Source organism: Paracoccus lutimaris (genome assembly GCF_003337565.1).
Taxonomy (GTDB): Bacteria; Pseudomonadota; Alphaproteobacteria; order Rhodobacterales; family Rhodobacteraceae; genus Paracoccus; species Paracoccus lutimaris.
Window position 1 is genome coordinate 1 of the sequence record NZ_QPJL01000025.1, and the last position, 22952, is coordinate 22952.

Annotated in this window: 21 protein-coding genes and 1 pseudogene; 15 read left to right on the plus strand and 7 right to left on the minus strand. The window is 67.1% G+C overall.

Features of this window, described 5'->3' with window-relative positions; all coding sequences use genetic code 11:
* A pseudogene (locus tag DFP89_RS16555) lies at positions 1 to 91 on the plus strand (IS5/IS1182 family transposase); the annotation flags it as partial.
* A gap of 114 nt (positions 92 to 205) precedes the next feature.
* A complete protein-coding gene (locus tag DFP89_RS16560; protein WP_114350499.1) occupies positions 206 to 1264 on the plus strand; it encodes a Hint domain-containing protein in 1059 nt (352 codons plus the stop codon).
* 89 nt (positions 1265 to 1353) lie between these two features.
* Here the strand turns inward: DFP89_RS16560 and DFP89_RS16565 are convergent, their stop codons facing one another.
* Together DFP89_RS16565 and DFP89_RS16570 are read right to left on the minus strand one after the other, a co-directional pair.
* A complete protein-coding gene (locus DFP89_RS16565) occupies positions 1354 to 2010 on the minus strand; it encodes a L,D-transpeptidase family protein (RefSeq protein WP_114350500.1) in 657 nt (218 codons plus the stop codon).
* Positions 2007 to 3191, minus strand: a complete 1185-nt coding sequence (locus tag DFP89_RS16570) for a MalY/PatB family protein (protein ID WP_114350501.1) — start codon at positions 3189 to 3191, stop codon at positions 2007 to 2009. Before DFP89_RS16570 ends, DFP89_RS16565 begins: the two co-directional genes overlap by 4 nt.
* Positions 3192 to 3268: 77 nt before the next feature.
* On the opposite strand from DFP89_RS16570, the gene def (DFP89_RS16575) reads away from it, so the two are divergent.
* The 4 genes from def (DFP89_RS16575) (at position 3269) to DFP89_RS16590 (ending at position 5948) form a co-directional block, all read left to right on the plus strand.
* The gene (gene def / locus DFP89_RS16575) at positions 3269 to 3793 is read left to right on the plus strand and encodes a peptide deformylase (RefSeq protein WP_114350502.1); all 525 of its coding nucleotides are present in this window, start codon (positions 3269 to 3271) and stop codon (positions 3791 to 3793) included.
* 13 nt (positions 3794 to 3806) lie between these two features.
* Positions 3807 to 4307 carry a peptide deformylase gene (def, locus tag DFP89_RS16580; RefSeq protein ID WP_114350503.1) on the plus strand — a complete coding sequence of 167 codons (501 nt, stop codon included), beginning with the start codon at positions 3807 to 3809 and terminating at the stop codon, positions 4305 to 4307.
* Between the two features lie 64 nt (positions 4308 to 4371).
* Positions 4372 to 5265: a methionyl-tRNA formyltransferase gene (fmt, locus tag DFP89_RS16585; protein ID WP_114350504.1), complete on the plus strand. Its 894-nt coding sequence runs from the start codon at positions 4372 to 4374 to the stop codon at positions 5263 to 5265.
* 134 nt (positions 5266 to 5399) lie between these two features.
* Entirely contained in the window at positions 5400 to 5948 is a 549-nt protein-coding gene (locus DFP89_RS16590; RefSeq protein WP_114350505.1) for an HdeD family acid-resistance protein, read from the plus strand.
* Between the two features lie 58 nt (positions 5949 to 6006).
* Here the strand turns inward: DFP89_RS16590 and DFP89_RS16595 are convergent, their stop codons facing one another.
* Both DFP89_RS16595 and hrpB read right to left on the minus strand, forming a co-directional pair.
* Complete coding sequence (locus DFP89_RS16595) at positions 6007 to 6504, minus strand: ABZJ_00895 family protein (protein WP_114350506.1); 498 nt, start codon at positions 6502 to 6504, stop codon at positions 6007 to 6009.
* Positions 6505 to 6576: 72 nt separating this feature from the next.
* Positions 6577 to 8994: an ATP-dependent helicase HrpB gene (gene hrpB / locus DFP89_RS16600; RefSeq protein ID WP_114350507.1), complete on the minus strand. Its 2418-nt coding sequence runs from the start codon at positions 8992 to 8994 to the stop codon at positions 6577 to 6579.
* 117 nt (positions 8995 to 9111) lie between these two features.
* Between hrpB and DFP89_RS16605 the strand changes: the two genes are divergently transcribed.
* From DFP89_RS16605 to DFP89_RS16645, 8 genes are all read left to right on the plus strand, one after another.
* A complete protein-coding gene (locus DFP89_RS16605) occupies positions 9112 to 10380 on the plus strand; it encodes a calcium-binding protein (RefSeq protein WP_147273336.1) in 1269 nt (422 codons plus the stop codon).
* Between the two features lie 301 nt (positions 10381 to 10681).
* Positions 10682 to 12124: a calcium-binding protein gene (locus DFP89_RS16615; protein ID WP_114350510.1), complete on the plus strand. Its 1443-nt coding sequence runs from the start codon at positions 10682 to 10684 to the stop codon at positions 12122 to 12124.
* Positions 12125 to 12193: 69 nt separating this feature from the next.
* The gene (locus DFP89_RS16620) at positions 12194 to 13561 is read left to right on the plus strand and encodes a YcjX family GTP-binding protein (RefSeq protein ID WP_114350511.1); all 1368 of its coding nucleotides are present in this window, start codon (positions 12194 to 12196) and stop codon (positions 13559 to 13561) included.
* A gap of 10 nt (positions 13562 to 13571) precedes the next feature.
* A complete protein-coding gene (locus DFP89_RS16625; RefSeq protein WP_114350512.1) occupies positions 13572 to 14684 on the plus strand; it encodes a YcjF family protein in 1113 nt (370 codons plus the stop codon).
* A gap of 88 nt (positions 14685 to 14772) precedes the next feature.
* Positions 14773 to 16824, plus strand: coding sequence for a penicillin-binding protein 1C (gene pbpC, locus DFP89_RS16630; protein ID WP_114350513.1), 2052 nt, complete (start codon positions 14773 to 14775; stop codon positions 16822 to 16824).
* A 66-nt stretch (positions 16825 to 16890) separates the two neighbouring features.
* Entirely contained in the window at positions 16891 to 17322 is a 432-nt protein-coding gene (arfB, locus tag DFP89_RS16635; RefSeq protein ID WP_114350514.1) for an alternative ribosome rescue aminoacyl-tRNA hydrolase ArfB, read from the plus strand.
* Entirely contained in the window at positions 17319 to 17777 is a 459-nt protein-coding gene (locus DFP89_RS16640; protein WP_114350515.1) for an NUDIX hydrolase, read from the plus strand. Before arfB ends, DFP89_RS16640 begins: the two co-directional genes overlap by 4 nt.
* Positions 17778 to 17784: 7 nt before the next feature.
* Positions 17785 to 19224 carry an inorganic phosphate transporter gene (locus tag DFP89_RS16645; protein WP_114350516.1) on the plus strand — a complete coding sequence of 480 codons (1440 nt, stop codon included), beginning with the start codon at positions 17785 to 17787 and terminating at the stop codon, positions 19222 to 19224.
* Between the two features lie 12 nt (positions 19225 to 19236).
* On the opposite strand, the gene DFP89_RS16650 is transcribed toward DFP89_RS16645, so the two are convergent.
* Positions 19237 to 20898, minus strand: coding sequence for a thiamine pyrophosphate-binding protein (locus DFP89_RS16650; RefSeq protein ID WP_114350517.1), 1662 nt, complete (start codon positions 20896 to 20898; stop codon positions 19237 to 19239).
* Positions 20899 to 20977: 79 nt separating this feature from the next.
* Between DFP89_RS16650 and DFP89_RS16655 the strand changes: the two genes are divergently transcribed.
* On the plus strand, positions 20978 to 21451 hold the full coding sequence (locus tag DFP89_RS16655) for a low molecular weight protein-tyrosine-phosphatase (protein ID WP_114350518.1): 474 nt from the start codon (positions 20978 to 20980) through the stop codon (positions 21449 to 21451).
* A 13-nt stretch (positions 21452 to 21464) separates the two neighbouring features.
* Here DFP89_RS16655 and DFP89_RS20855 read toward each other — a convergent pair whose 3' ends face one another.
* Positions 21465 to 22262: a transporter gene (locus DFP89_RS20855; protein ID WP_114350519.1), complete on the minus strand. Its 798-nt coding sequence runs from the start codon at positions 22260 to 22262 to the stop codon at positions 21465 to 21467.
* Between the two features lie 155 nt (positions 22263 to 22417).
* Complete coding sequence (locus tag DFP89_RS16665; RefSeq protein ID WP_114350520.1) at positions 22418 to 22729, minus strand: TM2 domain-containing protein; 312 nt, start codon at positions 22727 to 22729, stop codon at positions 22418 to 22420.
* Between the last annotated feature and the right edge of the window lie 223 nt (positions 22730 to 22952).

Below are 22952 nucleotides of genomic sequence, written 5' to 3' on the forward strand. Positions count from 1 at the left end.
CGCCACCCGCTACGACAAGACCGCCGAAAGCTTCCTTGGCTTCATCGATATCACGTCGATCCGCCTCTGGCTCCGCCATTTGTCAACATGACCTAGCAGAACCGCGGAAGGATCGTCCATCTTTCTGGGACAAACCAATTACAACGGGCCGGATTCGGTCGGAGACGTCCTGCGTTTCGCGAATTCCGAGGTTGCCCCGATCGCCATGGTCAGCGACCCCTCGTCGACCGGCAACGCCACCTACGGGACATGGAACAATACCGGCGCCTATGCCGAGAACTATCCGGGCGACAACTCCAACCTGGATCTTGGCGAAGCGGTGCAGATGGACACCAATGGCGATGGCAGTCTGGACGGAGAGCCCTGGCTGCGGGCCACCGACATGGACCGGTATCGCCTTGAATTCCGCATGGAAGATGGCTCGACCATTCACGGGGTCGGCGTCATCATCACCGGAACCGACCCCGGCACCGGCGCAAGATACCAGTCGATGGTCTTTGGCGATCTGCTGGTCGGACGGCTGAACGCCTCGGGTGTCAACATCACCGGCATCACGCTGGGGGAATACATCACCACCGGCCTGGGCGGGATGGACCTGACGCAGGTCTTCCAGATGGACAACTTCGCCAATGAGCTGGCGGCCTTCGAGGTGGTGCCCTGCTTTGCCGGCGGCACCCTGATCGAGACCGAGACCGGCGCCACCCGGGTCAAGGATCTGAAGACCGGCGATCGCGTCCGCACCGCCGATCACGGCATGCAGGAAATTCGCTGGATCGGCCGGCGCAAGGTTGCTGCCCTTGACCGCATGGCCCCGGTCCTGATCCGCAAGGGCGCGCTGGGGAACGACCGCGACATGCTGGTCTCGCAGCAGCACCGCATGCTGATCGCGGGCGAGGCTGTGCACGAACTGTTCGACGAAACCGAGGTTCTGGCCCCCGCCAAAAGCCTTGTGAACGGCACCAGCATCGTCATTCAGGAAGATGAGGCGGTCGAATATTTCCACCTCCTGTTCGACCGGCACGAGATCGTCTTTGCCGATGGCTGCCGGGCAGAGAGCCTTTATCTGGGCGAGCAGGCGCTCAAGGGCTTTGACGCCGAAGCGCAGGCCGAAATCGCCGAACTCTTTCCCGATCTGGCCGAGCTGCACCGCATCGGCAAAAGCTTTGCCGGCGCGCGCCGCTTCCTGACCGTTCGCGAAGGCCGGCAGCTGCGCGACAAGCTGTTCGGCCTGACCCCGGACGAGGCTGCACGCATCGCTTCCTGATCCGCCAAATTACGCATCCTACACGCCCCGCCCCCTTTCGGGCGGGGCGTGTCGTTTGACGATCTGTCCTGTTAGCCCAAGCCCAGCGATCAGGGGCGGATCTCGACCTCGGTGCCGATGGCGGCATGGGCAAAGATCTCCTCGATCTCGGGATTGGTGACGGCGATGCAGCCGGCGGTCCAGTCGCCCTTGACCTTATAGCCATCGGGGACCTGATTGGGCTGGCCGTGAATCATGATATCGCCGCCGGGGCTGTGACCGGCGCGCCGCGCCGCCTCGCGATGGTGTCTCTGCGGATAGTCGATGCCCAGCGACAGGTGATATTTGCTTTGCCGGTTCAGCCGGTCGATGCGGAAGACACCCTCGGGCGTGCGACCGTCTCCTTCGCGCGACTTGTCGCCATCGGGTGAAAATCCCAGCGCGATATCAAAGCTTTTCGGCGGGCCGTCCTTTTGCCAGACGGTCATGCGGCGGGCGGATTTTTCCACCAGGATGCGTTCGACCGGCGAGGCGATGGGGCCTTCGGGACGCGCGGGCGGGCGCGAAAAGATGTCGGGCAGAGATATCTCGGGCAAACGAAACTCGGGCAGGCGAAAATCGGGCCATTGCCATCCCTGCCCCGGCGCGCCCGGTGCCTCGGGCTGCGGTGTCGGGACGGGGGTGGGTTCGATCTTCCAGATCATCCACAGCCCCGCCAAAAGCCCCGCAAGGCACAGCGCCGAGAAAAGCCCGCCCAGCCGTTTCATTGCAGGTCGCCGAATGCCCCTTGCAGCCGCGCCACCGCCTCGGCCACGCGGGCGCGGGGTGTGGCGATGTTGAAGCGCAGGAAGCTTTCGCCGCCCAGACCAAAGCTGGTGCCGTGATTGGCGGCAATGCGGGCGCTCTTTTCGACGCGGGCGGTGAATTCGGCGCGCGCCATGCCGGTGCCCGAAAAATCGACCCAGGCCAGATAGGTCGATTCCAGCGGCATCGAGCGCAGCCCGGGGATCGCGTTCACGCCCTGATCGAAGAGCCGCCGGTTGCCGTCCAGATAGGCGACAAGCTGATCGACCCATTCCGCGCCCTCGGGCGAATAGGCGGCGGCGATCATGCCAAGGCCAAACAGCCCCGGCGAGATGCCAAGTGCCATCATCCGCCCTTGCAGCGCCTTGCGCAGCCCCTCATCGGCGACGATCAGATTGCCGATATGGGCGCCGGCGATGTTGAAGGTCTTGGTCGCGGCGGTCAGGGTGACCAGGCGCGGGGTGGCCTCGGGCGCGGCCTTGGCCAGCACCGTATGGCGGCGGGCGCCGGGCATGACCAGATCGTGGTGGATCTCGTCCGAGACCAGGATCAGGTCATGGGCAGCGCAGAAATCGGCGACCTCGCGCAGTTCCTCGACGCTCCAGACCCGGCCGCCGGGATTATGGGGCGAACACAGGATCAGCATCTTCTCATTGCCGGTCAGCAGCTTTTCCCATTCCGGCCAATTCATGCGGTATTCGCCGTCCCGCAGCGCCAGCGGGAATTCCCGCACCTCGCGCCCGGCGGCGCGGGTGACGCGGGCAAAGGCGTGATAGACCGGGGTCATCAGGATCACCGCATCGCCCGGCCGGGTAAACGCATCGACGCAAAGCGCCGTGCCATTGACCAGCCCATGCGCGGTCAGGATCCATTCGGGCGCGACCTGCCAGCCATGCCGGGTCGCCATCCACCAGCGGATCGCCTCGATATAGGCGGTATTGGTGCCGGGATAGCCATAGATGCCATGGGCGGCCATGCCCTCGACCGCGCGCTGGACCGATGCGGGCGGGCGGAAATCCATGTCGGCCACCCACATCGCGATGCCGTCACCGGGCGGCACGCCATAGACGGCCTGCATGTCGTCCCATTTGTTGCAGGCGGTGCCGGTGCGGTCGATGATCTCGTCGAAATCGGGTCTGGCCATTCTGGTCTGTCTCCTCGTCACCCCGGGCAGCATAGCGACTTGTTGCGCAAGGCCAAGCCATGCCCTAGATCACATGCATGACATTGCGCAGCATCCTCCTTCATCCCGACCCGCGGCTGAAAAAGCCGTGTGACCCCGTGGCCCGCATCACCCCCGAGATCGAGACCCTGGCCGCCGACATGCTGGCCACCATGTATGACGCGCCGGGCGTGGGCCTGGCGGCGCCGCAGGTGGGCGTGCTGTCGCGGCTCTATGTCATGGATTGCGAGAAGGACCCCGAGGCGCCGCGCCAGCCCATCGCCATGGTGAACCCCGAGATCACCTGGCGGTCCGAGGCGCTGAACACCTATGAGGAAGGCTGCCTTTCGATCCCCGACCATTACGCCGACGTGACCCGCCCCGCCGAGGTGCGCGTCCGCTGGCTGGGTCTGGATGGCAAGACCCATGAGCGGGACTTCGACGGGCTTTGGGCCACCTGCGCCCAGCACGAGATGGACCATCTGGATGGCAAGCTGTTCATCGACCATCTGGGTCCGATCAAGCGCCAGCTGATCACCCGCAAGATGGTCAAGCTGAAGCGCGAACGCGGCCGCGAAGCGTAGTCAGGGGCCACCGATGACCGTCCGCACCTGCCTGCCCTATAGCGACCGCCGCCTGCACATCGCCGCCGAGCCGGTTCCCGCGATCACCGAGACCGTGCGGATGATCTGGGACGACATGATCGACACGATGGAGGCGATGCCCGGCGTCGGCCTTGCCGCGCCCCAGATCGGCATCATGCAGCGGCTGGCGGTGGTGGATGCCTCGGAAAAGCGCGGGCAGGCCGTGCGCATGGCCAATCCCGAGGTGCTGCATGAAAGCGTGCAATTGCGCGCCCATGAGGAAGCCAGCCCGAACCTGCCCGGCGTCTCGGCCCGGATCGAGCGTCCCCGCGCCGTCACCGTGCGTTTCCTCAATGACCGGGGCGAGATCGAGGAGCGGGATTTCGTCGGGCTGTGGGCGACCAGCGTGCAGCATCAGATCGATCATCTGAACGGCAAGCTTTACGTCGATCACCTGTCGCCCCTGCGCCGCAAGATGCTGGTGGCGAAATCGGAAAAGCTGGCGCGGCGGTAGGAAGCCGGGGGCGCTTCGCCCCCCGGACCCCCAGAGGATATTTGGACATGAAAGAGGCTGGGCCATGCGCGTGATTTTCATGGGGACGCCGGATTTCTCGGTTCCGGCGCTGCGGGCCATTGCCGCGCGGCATGAGGTCGTCGCGGTCTATTCGCAGCCGCCGCGCGCCGCCGGGCGTGGGCAGAAGCCGCGCCCCTCGCCGGTGCAGCGTGCGGCCGAAGAGCTGGGGCTGATGGTGCGGGTGCCAGAGCGGCTGAAATCGGCTGAGGATCAGGCGGAGTTCGCGGCGCTGGGGGCGGATGTCGCGGTTGTCGTGGCTTATGGGCTGATCCTGCCGCAGCCGGTGCTGGACGCGCCGCGTCTGGGGTGCCTGAACATCCACGCCTCGCTGCTGCCGCGCTGGCGGGGGGCCGCGCCGATCCACCGTGCGGTGATGGCGGGGGACGCGGAAACCGGCGTCGCCATCATGCAGATGGAGGCCGGGCTGGATACCGGCCCGGTTCTGGCCGAGGCCCGCACCGCCATCGGTCCGCAGGACACCACCGCCGATCTGCATGACCGGTTGGCCGGCATGGGCGCCGCGCTGATCACCGAAACGCTGGAGCGACTGCCCTTGGCCGCGACAGCTCAGGCAGCCGAGGGCGTGACCTATGCCGCCAAGATCGACAAGGCCGAGGCGCGGATCGGCTGGAGCCGTCCTGCGGCAGAGGTCGACCGGCTGATCCGGGGGCTTTCGCCCTTTCCCGGCGCATGGTGCCTGATCGGCGAGGAACGGGTGAAGCTGCTGCGCTCGCGTCTGGTCGCAGGATCGGGGGCGCCGGGGCAGGTGCTGGGGGGATTCAGCATCGCCTGCGGCATCGGTGCCATCGAGGTGCTTGAGGCGCAGCGCGAAGGCAAGCGCCCGATGCCGGCGGATGAGATTCTGCGCGGACTGAGCCTGCCCGCGCGCTTGGGCTGAGCGGCGGGATTGTGACCCGCAGGACACGGCCGGCGGCAGATCTGCAATTGCCCCTGCGTGCCGGGCCTGCTGCGGGTTAATCTTGCAGCCGGGTTTTGCCGCTATTGGTTGCAACGAATTTGAAAGGGCGTGCCATGGATAATCTTTTGCGGGTCATGGCGGATTACTGGTGGGTGCCGCTGCTGCGTGGCATCGCGGCGGTGATCTTTGGCCTGATGGCGCTGATCTGGCCGGGGCTGACGGTCTATGTGTTGCTGATCGTCTTTGGCGCCTATGCGGTCTTTGACGGGGTGATGGCGCTGATCGTCGGCTTTCAGCGCAAATCCGAGGATGACGGCTGGTGGGCCTGGGCGCTGGACGGGGCGCTGTCGATCATCATCGGCCTGATGGCGCTGTTCTGGCCCGAGGCGACGGCGCTGGCCTTTGTCATCTGGATGGCGGTCTGGGCGGTGGTCGGCGGCGTCTTCCGCATCGTCTCGGCGATCCGCCTGCGCCAGCAGATCGAAGGCGAATGGGCGCTGGGGCTGAGCGGGCTGTTTCTGGTGATCTGGGGCGTGCTGATGGCGATGATCCCGGCGGCGGGACTGCTGAGCATCGCCTGGCTGATCGGGACCTTCGCATTGCTGATCGGGGTGGCGATGATCGTGCTGGCCTTTCGCCTGCGCGGGATGCGGGGCGCCTGATACTTGCCCGCCCGACCTTTGACGGAGCCGGGCGCGATCTGTAGAGCCCGTGACGCGGTTACTTTCCGGCCTGCTTTGCGACCAGCTTCTGTTCCTGTTTCGCGGCGGTTCCGAACCCGAACCACATGCCCATGCGGATCAGCAGCACCAGCAGCACCCCGATCACGGCAAGCACGCCGGCGAAGATCTGCAGATCCTCGCTGCTCAGGGGCTGACCGCCCAGCGCCTCTTGCAGGAGGCCAGTCTGATAATAGACCACGATGATCGCGGCATTGATCAGGATGGTGATCAGGCCGCAGATCAGCGCCAGTTTCCACAGCTGGCCGCTGCCGGGACGGGTCTTGTGCTTGCTGTACCACCCTGCTGCCGTCGACATCCCCGCGACAGCGGGCAGGATCAGACCCATGGCGTTACCACTGCTGCCCTGGTAGCCGACAAAGCGTTCAAGCCCCCAGTACAAGGCAAAGACCAGAACGCCTCCGCCGATCAGATAAAGAAGATATTGGAGGACAAAGCGGCCCGTCGGAACGGTCGCGATGGGGGTTTGGGACGACATGAGACTCTTTCCAGACACTGTTTCGCAGAGTTGCTAGCGGCCGGCCACGCAAGGGGCAAGCGACGTTGTGTCTCAGGTGCCGCGGGGCTTGGCGCGCGTGGTCGGGTCGGCCTCCAGCGGGTTTTCCGGCCATGGGTGGCGCGGGTAACGGCCGCGCATGTCCTTGCGCACATCCGCATAACCTCCGGCCCAGAAGCCGGGCAGGTCGGTGGTCACCGCGATCACCTTGGCGCCGGGCGACAGCATGGTGATGCGCAGGGGTCGGCCGCCCACGACCGGGTGACGGGCAACGCCGAACAGCTCTTGCAGCTTCAGCTCGATCGAGGGCGTCTCATGGTCATAGTCGATGGGCACCTTGCGACCCAGAGGGGTGACGAAATGCGCAGGCGTCGCATCGTTCAGGCGCTGCTGGCCGTCCCAGCCGATGCGGGTCTTGAGCGCCTCGGTCAGGTCCAGCGCGCGCAGATCCGCGAGCGTCCGCGCCCTGCCCAGCCAGGGCAGCAGCCAGTTGGGATCGGCGAGCAGGCTTTCATCATCGACCGGCCCCAGATCGGGGATCAGGGCAATACGTGCCCGCAGCCGGGCGGCGGCGGGTGCCCAGCTTAGACCGTTCGCGCGCAGCCCCTCGAAGGCGGCCAAGGCCATGGCCTGCGGGTCGGGGTCGTCCAGCGCCCGGTCGGCCAGCACCAGCGCGCCCAGCCTTTCCTGACGCCGGGCCGAGATGCGGTTCTCGCGCCGTGACCATTCGACCGTCTCGACCGTCTCGATCCGGTCGGCGAACAATTCGCGCAATTCGGCCTCATCGACGGGCGCGGCCATGCGGATGCGGGCCTCGCGCGCGTCGCCGTCAAGGTCGGTGGCGACGATCAGGCGCGCGGCCGCCAGCGTGTCGCCGTCAGTCAGCACGGCGCCCTTGCCGCCCGACAGCACATAGCGCGGCTGATCGCCCTTGCGCCGCAGCCCGATCCGGTCGGGATAGGCCAGCGCGGCCATGGCCCCGGGCGAGAGGCCCTGCCCTGCGGGCGCCATGCGGCGCAGGCGTTTCGCCTCGTCGCGGATGCGGTGCAGCGTGCCGGGATTGGCAGGCCAGGGGTGGCGGTCCTCATAGGCGTTCAGGTCGCGAATGGCGCGCAGCCGCAGCGTCAGGTCGGCCGGCGCGCCGGTCAGGGGATCGCGCTCGGCCGTCAGCGCCGCCAGATCGGCAGCGTCGCGGCCCGCCAGCATCAGCATATGCGCCAGACGCGGATGCAGCGGCAGCGCGACCAGCGCCCGGCCATGGGCGGTGATGCGGTCTTGCGCGTCGAGCGCGCCAAGATCCCGCAGCAGGGCGCGGGCCTCGGTCAGCGCGGCATGGGGCGGCGGAGTCAGAAAGGCCAGATCGCGCCCGTCCGAGCCCCAGTTTGCCAGTTCCAGCGCCAGCCCGGCCAGATCGGCCACCGCGATTTCCGGGGGCGCGAATGCAAGCAGCGCGCCCTCTTCGGCGCGGGCCCACATCCGGTAGCAGATGCCCGGCGCCACCCGGCCGGCGCGGCCCCGGCGCTGTTCGGCCTCGGCGCGGCTGACGCGTTCGGTGACCAGCCGCGACATGCCGCTGCCGGTGTCAAAGCGCGCGCGCCGCGCCCGGCCGGCATCAACTACGACCCGGACATCCGGGATGGTCAGCGAGGTTTCCGCGATCGAGGTCGCCAGCACGATCCGCCGCCGCCCCGGCGCCGCAGGCTGCATCGCCGCCCGCTGCGCCTTGAAATCCATCGCGCCATAAAGCGGCACGATCTCGGCATCCGTGCTGAGCGCGGCGGCAACGCGGCGGATCTCGCCCTCGCCGGGCAGAAAGGTCAGGATGGTGCCGCCGGTGTCGCGGGTGTCGGCCTCGGCCTCATGAACCAACCGCGCGGCCTCGGGGACCAGCCGCGCGCCCGCGGGCAGGGGACGGTCGAGCCAGCGGGTTTCGACCGGAAAGGCGCGGCCGTCCGAGCGGATCACTGGCGCCGTATCCAGCAACGCGGCGACGGGTTCGGCATCCAGAGTCGCCGACATGACCAGCAGCGCCAGATCGGGGCGCAGGGCCTGACGCGCCTCCCATGTCAGGGCAAGGCCCAGATCGGCGTTCAGGCTGCGTTCGTGAAATTCGTCAAAAATCACGCAGCCGATCCCGTCCAGCGCGGGGTCGGACTGGATCATCCGGGTCAGGATGCCTTCGGTCACCACCTCGATGCGGGTGCCGGGAACGGCCTCGCCCCGGATCCGATAACCGACGGTCTGGCCCAAGGGCTCGCCCAGCGTTTCGGCCATGCGCTCGGCGGCGGCGCGGGCGGCAAGACGGCGCGGCTCCAGCATGACGATGCGGCCCCGGATGACCGGCAAAAGCGCCAAGGGCACCCGCGTCGTCTTGCCCGCGCCGGGCGGAGCCATCAGCACGGCGCGGCCATGCGCGGCCAGCGCGGCGCGCAGATCAGGCAGGACGGCATCAATGGGCAAGGTCTCGGGCATGGCCGCCTTATGACAAACCCCACGGAATTGCGAAAGCCACAGCAAATCCGATTGACTTGTCCGCGATCCACATTTCAGAAATGCTGCGTTATTAATTCAAACTATCAGGTGAATACCATGAGTCCCATGTTGCTGGCGCTGATCGGTTCAGTCAGCGCGCTGGCTTTGTTCAGCATTTTTGACGACGATGATGACAGCAGCTCGGACGACCAGCCGATCACCGCCACGAACGAGGACGGCGAGGTCACCGGAACTGACGGGAACGATACCATCATCTCGACCCGCGACAGCGCCGTGGCAACCTTCGATCTGAGGCCTTTTGAAACCGACGAGGGCGCCTGGCAATGGCCCGACAGCGACAGCAGCTGGGATCCCGAAGACCCGGTGCCGGAAGGTGGCCTGCTGCCCGGTCTGACGGCGCTGAACGGCGGCGCGGGCAATGACAGCATCACCGCCACCGGCGTTTCGACCGACGTCGATGGCGGCGCCGGAAATGACACCATCACGGCCAATTCCGATGGCTTGGGGACTGTAGGTCCGACGACCATGTTCGTCCGCGGCGGCGACGGGAACGACCTGATCACCGCCTCGGGCAGCAACATGCTCGTCACCGGCGGCGACGGCACCGACACGCTCAGCCTGGGCGGAATGACCGAAAGCAGTGTCGTGATCTCGGGCGACGACATTGTGACCGGACGCGGCGACGGCGAAGACGGGCTGGTATTCATCGTCGAGGATGGTGGCAGCTTTACCGGCAATGCCTCGGAAGATCTGATCATCCTGCGTGAGTCCTCCAGCGCCGATGGCGGGGCCGGCGATGACTGGCTGAGAACCGATTATGGGTATTCCGGGTCCTCGACCCTGACTGGCGGGGCCGGAAACGACCTCCTGGTCGGCAATCACGCGCGTGCCCACGGCCCTGATAGTGAGAGCACCCTATATACTTGGAATATCGGAAACAGCAATGACGTGCTGAACGGCGGCACGGGTGATGATCAGATCTACTTTGATCTGGCCGATACGGTGACCGGCGGCGCCGGGGCGGACCTGCTGACAGGCTTTGCCGATGTCGGGCAGACCTCGGTGGTGACCGACTTTACCGCCGGCGAGGATGTGCTGAGGGTTAACATCGAGCCCACGACCGAGGCCGGCACGATCAGTGACTTTGCCAATGTCACGGTGGTCGAGCAGGACGGCAATACCCTGATCCAGATCAGCGGCAGCGATGTCGTGCGCATCGAAGGCGCGACAGGCCTGTCGGTCGGCTATGAGGTCGGCCACCCCAGTCCCGGAGAACCTCCGACCTATACCGATCGGGACGGCAATCCGGTCGACGCCGCCTCGCTGGACGTGGTGATCAACAACTTCGAGACTGTCTGGCGTTAAGCCCGCAGGCCGAGGCCACATTGCCGGGCGGCAGCGACGCCGCGCGCATTTAGTGCGCCACCGGCCTGTCGGTCGGCGATGAGATCAAAGATCCTGACAGCCCCGCCGGCCGCCGGGATGCGCAATTTCGAGCAGATCAACATATGATCCGGGCAAATAATCCTTTGCCCGGCCCCATCTCCGGCGCGCCCGTTTATATCCCGCAATAACTGCATCGCGCATATAAACCCGCGATTGACCGAATCGAATCTTGGGCGCCTAATATTCATACATATTAGTCATATTTATACGAGGTGCTGGAATGCGTTTTTCCTTTTCCTTGTTCTTTTCCTCGCTTCGCGACTGGATCATCACGCGGCTGCGCGATTACTGGCGCGACCTTTGCGACGATGACGACACCCCAGCCGGCGAGACCATCACTGTCGACAACCAGTCCGGCCTGTTTTCGGGCGGCGAGGGCAATGACACCATCACCGCCACCCATGACGAGAACACGGCAGGTTATTACCTGTCGAGATCGCCGTTCTATGACCCCAGCGAGCAATTTATCGAGATGGGCACATGGTCCGCCAGCGCGGGATGGCAATGGGACCCCGAGACCACGTCCTATCCCGCGGACCGCGTGCTTGAAGGCCTGACCGCATTGCAGGGCGGCGCGGGCGATGACAGCATTTCCGCCACCGGCGTTGCGATCGATATCGATGGCGGCACCGGAAATGACACCATCTCGGCCCGGAACGACACCGACGATGGATTCACCGAATCCCATCAGATCTTCCTGCGCGGCGGCGACGGCAATGACAGCATCACCGTCAATGGCATCGACGTGCTGACGCGGGGCGGGGCCGGAAACGACCGGATCACGGTGAGCGGCACCAGAATGGACGTCAGGAGCGGGGACGGCAATGACACCTTGACGCTGTCGGGCCGCGACATGGAGATTGACGGTGGCGAGGGTGCCGACGTGATCGATGTGACCGGCCTGACCAACAGCTGGATCCGGATGGGTGGCGACGACACCCTGATCGGGCGCGGCGATGGCGCCGACGGGCTGCGCTTTTACGTGACCCCGGGTGCGGATTTCAGCGGCAACAGCGCAAACGACAATATCATTGCCGATGGCGGGGACAGCACGATCAACGGCGGGGCCGGAAACGACACCCTGACGGTCGATGGCGATACCGAACTGTCCTCGACCCTGATCGGGGGACTTGGCAATGACCGTCTGGAAGGCAATGAACGCTGGGATGTGCATTGGGCGTATGAGCATTTCAGATATGCCGACATGCTTGGACGGTCGAGCGATGTTCTGGATGGCGGCGCGGGCAATGACACCATCAACTTTGACCTTGCCGACACGGTCTATGGCGGTGCCGGCGCGGATAGGTTGACCGGCTTTGCCGATATCCGGCAGGCCTCGTTGGTGCGCGACTTCAACCCGGACGAGGACGAGCTGCAGATCGAACTCGATCCTGCCATCTGCACTGCTGCGGATGGCAGTTTCAGCATCAGCGACGTTTCCATCCTCTGGACGGGAACCGAGATGCTGGTCCAGGTCGATGGCCAAACCGTGATGAGGATCGAATCGGACGAATATCTGGAGGTCGGCTTCCGGATCGACTCTCGGGTATTCGGGGACTACGGGGATCCCGGAACATTCTATTATGTGAACCGCAACGGCCATGTGGTTGACCCGGCCGCATTGGATGTGGTCGTCAACCGTTACGAGGATTACATCGGCTGAGCAGCGGCCCCCTGTAAAAGCGCGTCGGGTCTGCATATCTTGACCCGACGCAGTTGAACCGGGGATGGTATGAGTATCGCGGATGATCTGATGCAGGGGCTTGGCCTTGCCGACCCGGTGATCCGGCTGGGCGTGACCGGCCTGTCGCGGGCAGGCAAGACCGTCTTCATCACCTCGCTGGTCAGCAACCTTCTGGACCGGGGGCGGATGGCGGCCCTGCGCGCCGGCGCCGATGGCTCGATCAAGGCGGCGTGGCTGCAGCCCCAGCCCGATGACACCGTGCCGCGTTTCGACTTTGAGCGCCATCTGGCGGCGATGACCGGCCCCGACCCGCATTGGCCCGAAGGCACCCGCCATGTCAGCCAGTTGCGCCTGTCCCTGCGCGTGCAGCCGCGCGGCGTGATCGCCGGCTGGCGCGGCCAGCAGGTGCTGCATCTGGATATCGTCGATTATCCCGGCGAATGGCTTCTGGACCTGCGGCTGATGGACAAGGATTTCGACGAATGGTCGCAAGAGGTGCTGGACCGCATGAAGGGCCGTCCCGGCGCCGACCGGTTCCTGGCCGCACTGGCCGGAACCGACGCCTCGCGCTTTGACGAAACTGCCGCGCAGGCCCTGGCCGAGGCCTATACCAGCCACCTGCACCAGACGCGCGAGGCCGGCTGGTCCGACTGCACCCCCGGCCGCTTCCTGATGCCCGGGGAACTTGAGGGCTCGCCCGCGCTGACCTTCACCCCCCTGCCCCATGACCTGCGCGACGGCGCGCTGGGGCGTGAATTCGCCCGCCGCTTCGGCGCCTATAAGTCGCGGGTGGTCAAGCCGTTTTTCCGCGACCATTTCGCCCGCATCGACCGGCAGGTGGTGCTGATGGATGTGCTGGGCGCTATCCATGCCGGTCCCCCCGCGGTCGAGGACATGCGCCGCGCCATGGCCGATATCCTGACCGCCTTTCGCCCCGGCCGGGCGGGGTGGCTGGCGCAGCTTCTGGGCGGGCGAAAGGTCGAACGCATCCTGTTCGCCGCGACCAAGGCCGACCACCTGAACCACGTCCAGCATCCACGCCTGACCGCGATCACCGCCGCCATGCTGCGCGAGGCCCGCGACCGCGCCGATTTTTCCGGCGCGCGCACCGATGCCATGTCGATCGCCAGCCTGCGCACCACGACCGAGGAAATCATCCGTCAGGACGGCGAAGACCTGCCCGCCGTGCGCGGTACGCTGATGGACGGGCGACAGGCGGCCTTTTACCCGGGCGAGCTGCCGGCAAACCCGGCCGAGCTTTTGGTGCCGGCCCAGCAGGGCGCGACGCGCTGGCTGGACGGCGATTACGCGATCATGGATTTCGCGCCCGCGCCCAATACGCTGCGCCCCGGCGACGGGCCGCCGCATATCCGGCTGGACCGGGCGGCGGAATTCCTGATCGGCGACAGGCTATAGGGGACGCGACATGACGGAACCTCCGAAACGGCGCGGGCCGGTCTTGCTGGAAATGGCCGAGGCCGCAGCTGCGGACGCCACCGCCCCCGATCCCGGCGCACGCGGCCAGGATCAGCGCGAACGCCGCGCACCGCGCGCTGAGCCGCGCGAGGACACGATCACCCCCTCGCCCGCCGATGCGCCCGCGATCGAGGATGGCGGCCTGTCAGCCCTGCCCCAGCCCCGCACCATGCAGTTGGTGGCGCGGCTGGTCGGGCGCGGGCCGTCAAAGCTGACGCGGTTCTTCATCAACAGCGGCGTGGCGCTGTTCACCTTTTTGTTGTCCGTGGCGGCGCTGCGCTATCTGACCGACCTTCTGAACAGCTATCCGCTGCTGGGCTGGATCGGTATCGGGCTGATGGTGCTGTTCTGCATGGCCGCGCTGGCCATGGCCTGGCGCGAATACCGCGCCTGGTCGCGTTTCGCCGCCATCGACGGCATCAACCGCGAGGCCGGGGCGGCCTTGGCCTCGGGCGATCTGAAAGCGGCGGAACATGTGGTAAGCCGGTTGGAACGGCTTTACCGCACCCGGCCCGAGATGGAATGGGGTCTTGCGCAACTGCATGAACGCAAGGCCGAGGCCTACGACCCCGAAACCCTGATCGCCATGGCCGAGACGCATCTTCTGGCCGATCTCGACCAGCAGGCGCGGCGCGAGATCGAGGCCGCCGCCCGCACCGTCGCCGCCGCCACCGCCCTGATCCCCTTGGCTTTGGCCGATGTCGTGGCGGCGCTGGCCGCGAACCTGCGCATGATCCGCCGCATGGCCGAGATCTATGGCGGCCGCGCCGGTGCCGTCGGCGGCTGGCGGCTGGCGCGCACGGTGATGACGCATCTGGTCGCGACCGGCGCCGTCGCCGCCGGGGACGACCTGATCCATACCGTCGCCGGCGGCGGGCTTCTGGCCAAGGTCTCGAAACGCTTTGGCGAGGGGGTGGTGAATGGCGCCCTGACCGCCCGTGTCGGCATCGCCGCGATGGAGGTCTGCCGGCCGCTGCCCTTTATCCACCAGCCCCGGCCCAAGGTCGGCAACCTGATCGCACGCGGGCTGAAGGGGCTGTTTGGCGAGGACACGGCGAAGTAGCCGCCTTTTGCCCGGCCGCATGGATATTTGAACATGGAAGATCGCCAGAGGCGTTCTTTCCCGGCGAGGTCTGGCGTATGGATAGGGCATGAGATCGCGCCGCCTTGCCCTGTTGTTGATGGTTCTTGTGCTGGCCCTCGGGATCGGCGCCGGGGCACGGGACCGGTTTGACGACTGGGTCGCGGCGACGGGACTGCCGCCCTTGGACGTGCCGGTGGGGGTCGAGGTTCTGGCCCGCGACGGCAGTCTCTTGCGGGCGTTTCAGGTCGCGGACGGGCGCTGGCGGCTGGATGCCGGGCCAGTCGATCCGCTGTATCTGGACATGCTGATGCAGTGGGAGGACCGGCGTTTTCAGGATCATTCCGGCGTCGATCCGTGGGCGCTGCTGCGCGCCGGGGCGCAGGCGGCGTGGCATGGGCGTGTCGTCTCGGGCGGATCGACGCTGAGCATGCAGGTCGCGCGGCTGATCGAGGAAGGGCCGACCGGCGAATGGACCGGCAAGGCCCGGCAGGTCCGGCTGGCCATGGCGCTGGAGCGGCGGCTGTCAAAGCGCGAGATCCTGCAGCTTTACCTGCGCCTTGCCCCTTACGGCGCCAATGTCGAGGGGGTCCGCGCCGCCAGCCTGCAATGGTTCGGCAAAGAGCCACGCCGCCTGACGCCCGCGCAAGCCGCACTGCTGGTCGCCCTGCCGCAATCACCCGAACGGCGCCGCCCCGACCGCTTTCCCGAGGCCGCCAAGGCCGCGCGCGACCGGGTGCTGGCTCGGGCAGCCAAAGCCGGGCTGATCTCATCCGCCGATGCCGAGGCCGCGATGACCGAGCCGGTGCCGCGCATGCGCCGGGCATTTCCGGCACTGGCGCCCCTGCTGGCCGCGCGGCTGATGCGCGCCCATCCCGGCGCCCTGCGCATCGAAACCACCATCGACCCGCGCCTGCAACGCCGGGCCGAGGATCTGGCCTCGCGCGCGGTGCGCGGGGCGGGACGGCGGTTGTCGGCGGCAGTGCTGCTTGCCGATCACCGCAGCGGCGAGATTCTGGCCGAGGTCGGGGCGGCGGACTGGACGGATGGCGCCTCAGCAGGGTTTGTCGACATGGTTCATGCCTGGCGCAGCCCCGGCTCGGCCCTGAAGCCCTTTGTCTATGGGCTGGCATTCGATGACGGCCTTGCCCATCCCGAAACCCTGATCGAGGACCGCCCGACCGTGTTCGGCCGCTGGCAGCCGCAGAATTTCGACCACATGTTTCGCGGCACGGTCAGCCTGCGCAATGCGCTGATCTGGTCGCTGAACATCCCCGTGGTCAAGCTGGCCGAGGCGGTCGGGCCGAACCGCATCGCGCAGGCGCTGCGGCGCGGCGGCATCGATCTGCACCTGCCCGGCGAAACGCCCGGCCTGGCCATCACGCTGGGCGGCGCCGGCACCACGCTGGCCGGTCTTGCCCAGGGCTATGCGTCACTGGCGCAGGGCGGGCGGGGCGTCACACTTTCGCCCCTGCCCGGCGGGGCCGCGCCGCGCAAGGCCGCCATGTTCGGCCCGGTCGCGGCCTGGCAGGTGAGCGAGATATTGGCCCAGAACCCCGCCCCGCATGGAGCGCGCCAGCGGGCTTTGGCCTATAAGACCGGCACCTCCTACGGGCATCGCGATGCGCTGGCGGTGGGCTATGACGGCGCCCATGTCGGCGCGGTCTGGCTGGGCCGGCCAGACGGCACGCCCGTGCCCGGCGCGTTCGGCGGCGATCTGGCGGCACCGGTGCTGTTTGACCTTTTTGACGCGCTGCCGGTCACGGCCCTACCGCCCGCGCCGCCGCAGACGCTGATCGTCCCGAACAGCGCCCTGCCCCTGCCGCTGCGCCGCTTTGCCGCCCCGGGCGAGGTCAGCGCCGTCACTGCCAGCCCCGCCAGCCCGGACGCGCTGCGCCTGACCTATCCCCCCGACGGGGCCGAGATCGACGCGGGCGGCCCTCTGATCGCCAAGGCGCGCGGCGGGCGCGGACCCTGGACATTCCTTTTGAACGGCACGCCGGTGGCCATCGCCCAGCCGCAACCCATGGTTGAATTACCGCATCCGGGCGCGGGTTTTGCCGAACTGACCGTCCTTGATGCGAATGGCGCCTCGGCGACCGCGGCAATCCGACTGCATTGACATTTTTTGAACGTGCCGCGATTCCGTTGGTCTTTTCTTAACCAGAATTTGCTACATATTCCCCTCATGCTGCGCATCAACGACGCCATCACGCTCCAGGAATGGGAGCTGTCCGAGAGTTTCACCCGGTCTCAGGGACCGGGCGGGCAGAACGTGAACAAGGTCGAAACCGCAGTCGAGCTGCGTTTTGAGGCCGAGCGTTCGCCGCATTTGCCGGCGCCGGTCAAGACCCGGCTGCGGCGGCTGGCCGGCCGGCGCTGGACGCAGGACGGCGCGGTGCTGATCCGGGCCGAGGAAACCCGCAGCCAGGCCCGCAACCGCGAAATCGCCCGCGAACGGCTGGCCGAACTGATCCGCGAGGCGCTGGTCGCGCCGCGCAAGCGCATTCCGACGCGGCCGACGCTGGGCAGCAAACGCCGCCGGCTGGCCGCCAAGACCCAGCGCGGCGAGATCAAGTCGATGCGCGGCCGCATCACCGATGGCGAGGGCGGCGAATGATTACCCGGTTTCGCAACCGCCTGGCCCGCCTGATCGGGCGCCGCCCGCTGGAAATGCAGGTGGCGGCGCTGTGCCTAAACGAAAAATCCGGCGAGGTGCTTCTGGTCACCAGCCGCGGCACCGGGCGCTGGATCGTGCCCAAGGGCTGGCCGATGCCGGGCCGCAGCCTGGCCGATGCCGCAGCCCAAGAGGCGTGGGAGGAAGCGGGCGTCCGCGGCCGCGTCAGCCAGGCCGAAATCGGGCGCTATCAGTATGACAAGGAACAGGATCGGGGCTTTGCCATCCCGGTCGAGGTCCGCGTCTTTCCGCTATATGTCGAGGCGACGCAAAAGGCGTTCCCCGAATCCGAACAGCGCAAGCGCCACTGGTTCACGCCCGCCGAGGCGGCCTCGAAGGTGGCCGAGACCGGGTTGCAGCAGATCCTGCGCAGCCTGCCTGCCGCCAAGGGGGCCTAAGCCCCATATGGCCCGTGAACCGCGCGAATTTCGCACCCTGGACAAGGATCTCAGCCGCGTCACCAATGCCGAGCGCGCGGTGATGCAATCCGCGCGCCCGGTCTTTCGGCTGGGTGTGGCGCTGATCTTCATGGCCGCCGCCGCGCTGACCGCGACCGGCTTCTTTGCCGGTCAGCCCGCAATCGGCATCGTCGCCGCCGGCATGGCGGTCGCCGCCTATCTGGCGCTGTCGATCGGCGCAAATGACGTCTCGAACTCGCTGGGGCCGGCGGTGGGGGCGGGGGCCATCGGCATGACCTCGGGCCTGATCCTTGTCGCCGCGATGGAGGTGCTGGGCGCGGTTCTGGCGGGCGACGCGGTCACCGCTACCCTGACCGAGGGGCTGGTGGGCAGCACGCTGGGTCAGGGCGAGGCGACGGCGCGGATGATGCTGGCGGCGCTGCTGGCGGCGGGGATCTGGATCAGCCTTGCGACCTGGGCCACGGCGCCGGTCAGCACCACGCATTCGGTCGTCGGGGCCATTGCCGGGGCGGGGCTTGCGACCTTTGGCGCCAGCGCCGTGAACTGGCCCGCCATGGGCATGATCGCCACAGGCTGGGTCGCCTCGCCGCTGGTCGCGGGGCTGCTGGCCGCCGGGCTTCTGGCGGCGCTGCGCAACCGGGTGATGAACCGCCCCGACCGGGTCGAGGCTGGCCGGATCTGGCTGCCGGTGCTGGTCGCGCTGACCATGGGCATGCTGGGTGCGGTGGCGGCGGTTTCGACCCATCTGCCGGGCTTGCCGGTCATCCTGGCCATCGGGCTGGTCTGCGCCGGGGCCGGCTGGGTTCATGCGCGGCTGCGCATCGACCGCCTGATCGATGAGGAAAGCGGCGAGCGGCTGGCGGTCAAGAAGCTGCTCGGCCTGCCTTTGGCCGCGGCGGCGCTGGTCATGGGTTTTGCCCATGGCGCCAATGACACCGCCAATATCGCCGCCCCCCTGACGATCATGCTGGAAAGCATCGCGCCCGGCGCGAAAGCACCGCGCGGCACGCTGGTGCTGCTGGTCGCCAGCATTGGCATCGCGCTGGGGATCGTGCTGTTCGGGCGGCGGCTGGTGCATATGGTCGGCAGCCGCATCACCCGCCTGAACCCTGCCCGGGCGCTGTGCGTCTCGCTGGCGACCGCGGTCACCGTGCTGGGGTTTTCGTCCTTTGGCCTGCCGGTCTCGACCACGCATATCGCGGTGGGCGGGGTCTTTGGCATCGGCTTTTACCGCGAATGGCGCGACCGCAAGCAGGCGGCGGATGAGGATCTCTTGCCCGAAGAGGCCCCCTTCCCCGACGAGGAACGCCGCCGCCGGCATCTGGTGCGCCGCTCGCATGTGCGCACGATTCTGGGGGCATGGCTGATCACCGTGCCCGCCGCCGCCTGGCTGGCGGCGATGCTGGTCTGGATCGGGCGGCTCTAGACGCAGCCCGCCTCAGGCACGCTGGCGGGCCGCCTCGCCCGCCGCGCGGGTTTCCGAGAGCGTGGCTCCGGTGCTCAGCGCTTCGGGGTCAAGACGCAGCTCCAGCACCGCCAGCGTGCCGGATGCCTGCGCGCGGGCAAAGGCAGCGGCGAAATCCTCTTGCCGGGTGACGGTTTCGCCATGGCCGCCATAGGCGCGGGCCAGCGCGGCGAAATCCGGGTTCGCCAGATCGGTGCCCGAGACGCGGCCCGGAAAGCTGCGTTCCTGATGCATGCGGATGGTGCCATAGCGGCCGTTATTGGCGACCAGAACGATCACCGCCGCGCCATGCTGGGCCGCCGTTGACAGCTCATTCACCGTCATCTGCAGGCAGCCATCGCCGGCCAGACAGACGACCGTGCGGCCCGGATGTTCCAGCTTGGCCGCGATGGCGGCGGGCAGGCCATAGCCCATCGAGCCCGAGGTCGGCGCAAGCTGGCTGCCAAAGCGGCGATAACGGAAATAGCGGTGCAGAAAGGCCGCGTAATTCCCCGCGCCATTGGTCAGGACCGCATCCGGCGGAAGGTTCTGGGACAGCCACTGGATCACCTCCTCCATCCGCAGGGCGCCGGGGGTGGGGCGGGGTTTTTGCCAGCCCTCGTAAGCCGCGCGCAGGTCCCGCGTCCAATCGTCCCAGCGGCGCGGCGCGGGCAGATCTGCCATCGCGCGCACCACCTCGCGCGGGTCGGCGACCAGTCCCGGATCGGGGTGCCACAGGTGTCCCAGCTCATCGGGCGAGGGGTGGACATGGATCACCCGGGCATGGGGCCGGGTCGGGTTCATCAGTTCATATCCCCGGGTCAGCGTGTCGCCAAGGCGCGAGCCCAGCGACAGGACGCAATCGGCCTGTTCCAGTGCCTGCCCCAGCGCCGGGTTCATGCCGACGCCCAGATCGCCGACATAATTCGGATGGGCATTGTCCATATGGCCCTGACGGCGGAAGGGCACGGCGACCGGCAGGCCCCAGTTTTCGGCAAACCGCGCCAGATCCCCAGCCGCCGCCTGCGACCAAAGCGTACCGCCCGGCACTACCAAGGGTCGCTCGGCCCCGGCCAGCGCCCCGGCAATCGTCGCAACCGAAGACGCGGCCACCGCCGGCAGTGGCGCGCGCCATGGCGGCAGGTCGCCCACCTCGGCATGGGCGGAAAGCATATCCTCGGGCAGCGCCAGCACGACCGGACCGGGACGGCCCGACATGGCCAGATGAAAGGCGCGGGCGACATATTCGGGGATGCGCGCGGTCTGGTCGATCTCGGCCACCCATTTCGCGATGGGGCCGAACATGGCGCGATAGTCGACCTCTTGAAACGCCTCGCGGTCGCGGTCCGAGCGGGCGATCTGGCCCACGAAGAGGATCATCGGCGTCGAATCCTGCCGCGCCACATGAACGCCGGCGCTGGCATTGGTCGCGCCCGGACCCCGGGTGACGAAGGCCACGCCCGGACGCCCGGTCAGCTTGCCCTGCGCCTCGGCCATCATCGCGGCGCCGCCCTCGTGCCGGCAGACGACATTCCGGATGCCCAAGGTGTAAAGCCCGTCCAGCACCGCCAGAAAGCTTTCTCCGGGAACCGAGAACACCCGCCCGACCCCGTTTGCCTTCAGCGCATCGACCAGAATTTGCCCACCGTGACGCATGCCGTCCCCCCTTGCTTCCGCCGCGTTCAGGGGTAGCCTGTGCGGACCGGCCAAGGCAACGCCTGTCGCAAGGGGGATCATGGGAACGCCGTCCGTTCTGTTCGTCTGCATGGGCAATATCTGCCGCTCGCCCCTGGCCGAGGGCGCCATGCGCGCCGCCGCGGCGGATGCCGGGCTGGCGGTCAGGATCGATTCCGCCGGGACCGGCGCCTGGCATTCGGGCGAGGCCCCTGACCCCCGCGCGCAAGAGGTCGCGGCGCGGGACGGCGTCGATATCTCGGGCCAGCGGGCGCGGCAGGTGACGGCGCAGGATTTCCGCGACTTCGACCATATCGTCGCGATGGACCTGTCGAACCTCGCCAACCTGCGCAAGATTGCGCCAAAGGACGGGCGGGCGCGTCTGTCCCTGATGCTGGACCACGTTCCGGGACGCGAAGGGAAATCTGTCGCCGACCCCTATTACGGCAGCGATTCCGGCTTTGACGCGACATGGCACGACGTGCGGGCCGGGGCGCGGGGCCTGCTGGCCGCGATGGCGCAGGCGCCGCTTTGACGGCCTGGCCGGTTCAGCGCGGGAACAGGAAGGTCACGATTGCCCGCGCGCCCCAGCCATCCGGCCCGTTTTCCGGCCCGTCCACCCAATAGCGCAGCCCGCCGCCCAGGCTGACAAGGTTCGGGCCAAGCTTGACCACCTTGCTTACCGACAGGTTCAGCGGCACCGATCCCTCATTTTGAACCCAGTCATAGCTGGCCTCGGTATTCATGGCGAAGGTCACGGCATCGGCCGTGGTATAGTTGATGAAGGGCTGCAAAAAGGTGGTGCTGATATCGGTCGGATCGCTGCCGCCGCCAACATCCCACAGATGGTTGGTCAGCGCGCCAAAGGTCCAGGGCCCGGTCTGTTTCAGCACCACGCCGGTCAGGCCGGCCGCGAACTGGTCCGCGCCCAGATCGTCCGAGGCAGTCGGCAGCAGAAAGACCGGCCCCGCGCCCCAGATCAGACCGCCCGCGGTCGGGTTCTTGGGCGACAGGAACAGGCTTTGCACCACATCGCCCGTGCCCGATTGCGTGCGCCCGGGCACCACGTCGCTTTGATGGATCAGCGGGATGATGGTGCGCGAGATCAGGTTCCAGTTCTCGCCCAGTTCAAAGGGGATCACGGGCTGGACATTGACCATCGTGCGGTGGCCATCGTCATTCGGACCCATCCCGGAATCATAGTTGAACTGGAACGGCACGCTGATCAGCGCCGCCACCGGGTTGCTGAGGTCCTTGGCCAGATCGGTTGCCTCATCGGCAAGCGCGGGCCATGCGGTGATGCAGGCTGCGGCCAGCAGCCAAGGGAAAGCTTTGGGGAAATGCATGTTCTGATCTCTGAGTCTGAAATATCGTTCAATGGGGCAATCATGCGCCCATCGCGCAATTCAGAGAAGAGTCTTGCGGGCCGCTGCCATCACTCTGACGCGGCCCGCGTTCTCCATGCCACGTCTGGCGCCTGGCGCGCCTTTCCCGACCGGCGCTAGCGCAGTTCCGACCCCAGCAGGCGGCGGATATCGTCCTTGTCCTCCTGGATCATGCCGGGGATCAGGAACATGTCGATCACCACCCACAGGCAGACCAGACCCAGAAGCGGCCAGCCGATCAGGATCGGCGCCATCAGCCAGCCCAGACCCCACATAACCGCCATCAGGATGCCGCTGATCCAGCGGCCCAGATACATCCGGTGGACGCCAAGCCCCCACAGAAAGATCAGCAGCAGATAGGCGACCAAGGGCGATTTCGCGTCATTGGCGACCCGCTGCTCGATCAGGATTTCTCGTTGAGTGTCCATTGACCCCATATCCATGTTAATTCCATTCACATATAGGGCAGGACAGGCGCGGCACAAGACCCGCCCCCGGAAAGCGGTGTACAACCTGTCTAAGCGCGCTGTCCGCAAATCACGCGGATTTTCCCTATATTCGCAGCCAATCCGGCAGGGCGGCTGCCGGGGCGGCGCACCACCCTACCATTCCGCCGCGCCATGCGCTAAGGGACGCCCAAACGTCACGGGG

What these genes read in the sequence shown, in the direction of transcription:
- DFP89_RS16560 (WP_114350499.1), top strand. Translation starts at nt 206, where the DNA reads ATGGTCAGCGACCCCTCGTCGACCGGCAACGCCACCTACGGGACATGG.
- DFP89_RS16565 (WP_114350500.1), bottom strand. Translation starts at nt 2,010, where the DNA reads ATGAAACGGCTGGGCGGGCTTTTCTCGGCGCTGTGCCTTGCGGGGCTT.
- DFP89_RS16570 (WP_114350501.1), bottom strand. Translation starts at nt 3,191, where the DNA reads ATGGCCAGACCCGATTTCGACGAGATCATCGACCGCACCGGCACCGCC.
- def (WP_114350502.1), top strand. Translation starts at nt 3,269, where the DNA reads ATGACATTGCGCAGCATCCTCCTTCATCCCGACCCGCGGCTGAAAAAG.
- def (WP_114350503.1), top strand. Translation starts at nt 3,807, where the DNA reads ATGACCGTCCGCACCTGCCTGCCCTATAGCGACCGCCGCCTGCACATC.
- fmt (WP_114350504.1), top strand. Translation starts at nt 4,372, where the DNA reads ATGCGCGTGATTTTCATGGGGACGCCGGATTTCTCGGTTCCGGCGCTG.
- DFP89_RS16590 (WP_114350505.1), top strand. Translation starts at nt 5,400, where the DNA reads ATGGATAATCTTTTGCGGGTCATGGCGGATTACTGGTGGGTGCCGCTG.
- DFP89_RS16595 (WP_114350506.1), bottom strand. Translation starts at nt 6,504, where the DNA reads ATGTCGTCCCAAACCCCCATCGCGACCGTTCCGACGGGCCGCTTTGTC.
- hrpB (WP_114350507.1), bottom strand. Translation starts at nt 8,994, where the DNA reads ATGCCCGAGACCTTGCCCATTGATGCCGTCCTGCCTGATCTGCGCGCC.
- DFP89_RS16605 (WP_147273336.1), top strand. Translation starts at nt 9,112, where the DNA reads ATGAGTCCCATGTTGCTGGCGCTGATCGGTTCAGTCAGCGCGCTGGCT.
- DFP89_RS16615 (WP_114350510.1), top strand. Translation starts at nt 10,682, where the DNA reads ATGCGTTTTTCCTTTTCCTTGTTCTTTTCCTCGCTTCGCGACTGGATC.
- DFP89_RS16620 (WP_114350511.1), top strand. Translation starts at nt 12,194, where the DNA reads ATGAGTATCGCGGATGATCTGATGCAGGGGCTTGGCCTTGCCGACCCG.
- DFP89_RS16625 (WP_114350512.1), top strand. Translation starts at nt 13,572, where the DNA reads ATGACGGAACCTCCGAAACGGCGCGGGCCGGTCTTGCTGGAAATGGCC.
- pbpC (WP_114350513.1), top strand. Translation starts at nt 14,773, where the DNA reads ATGAGATCGCGCCGCCTTGCCCTGTTGTTGATGGTTCTTGTGCTGGCC.
- arfB (WP_114350514.1), top strand. Translation starts at nt 16,891, where the DNA reads ATGCTGCGCATCAACGACGCCATCACGCTCCAGGAATGGGAGCTGTCC.
- DFP89_RS16640 (WP_114350515.1), top strand. Translation starts at nt 17,319, where the DNA reads ATGATTACCCGGTTTCGCAACCGCCTGGCCCGCCTGATCGGGCGCCGC.
- DFP89_RS16645 (WP_114350516.1), top strand. Translation starts at nt 17,785, where the DNA reads ATGGCCCGTGAACCGCGCGAATTTCGCACCCTGGACAAGGATCTCAGC.
- DFP89_RS16650 (WP_114350517.1), bottom strand. Translation starts at nt 20,898, where the DNA reads ATGCGTCACGGTGGGCAAATTCTGGTCGATGCGCTGAAGGCAAACGGG.
- DFP89_RS16655 (WP_114350518.1), top strand. Translation starts at nt 20,978, where the DNA reads ATGGGAACGCCGTCCGTTCTGTTCGTCTGCATGGGCAATATCTGCCGC.
- DFP89_RS20855 (WP_114350519.1), bottom strand. Translation starts at nt 22,262, where the DNA reads ATGCATTTCCCCAAAGCTTTCCCTTGGCTGCTGGCCGCAGCCTGCATC.
- DFP89_RS16665 (WP_114350520.1), bottom strand. Translation starts at nt 22,729, where the DNA reads ATGGACACTCAACGAGAAATCCTGATCGAGCAGCGGGTCGCCAATGAC.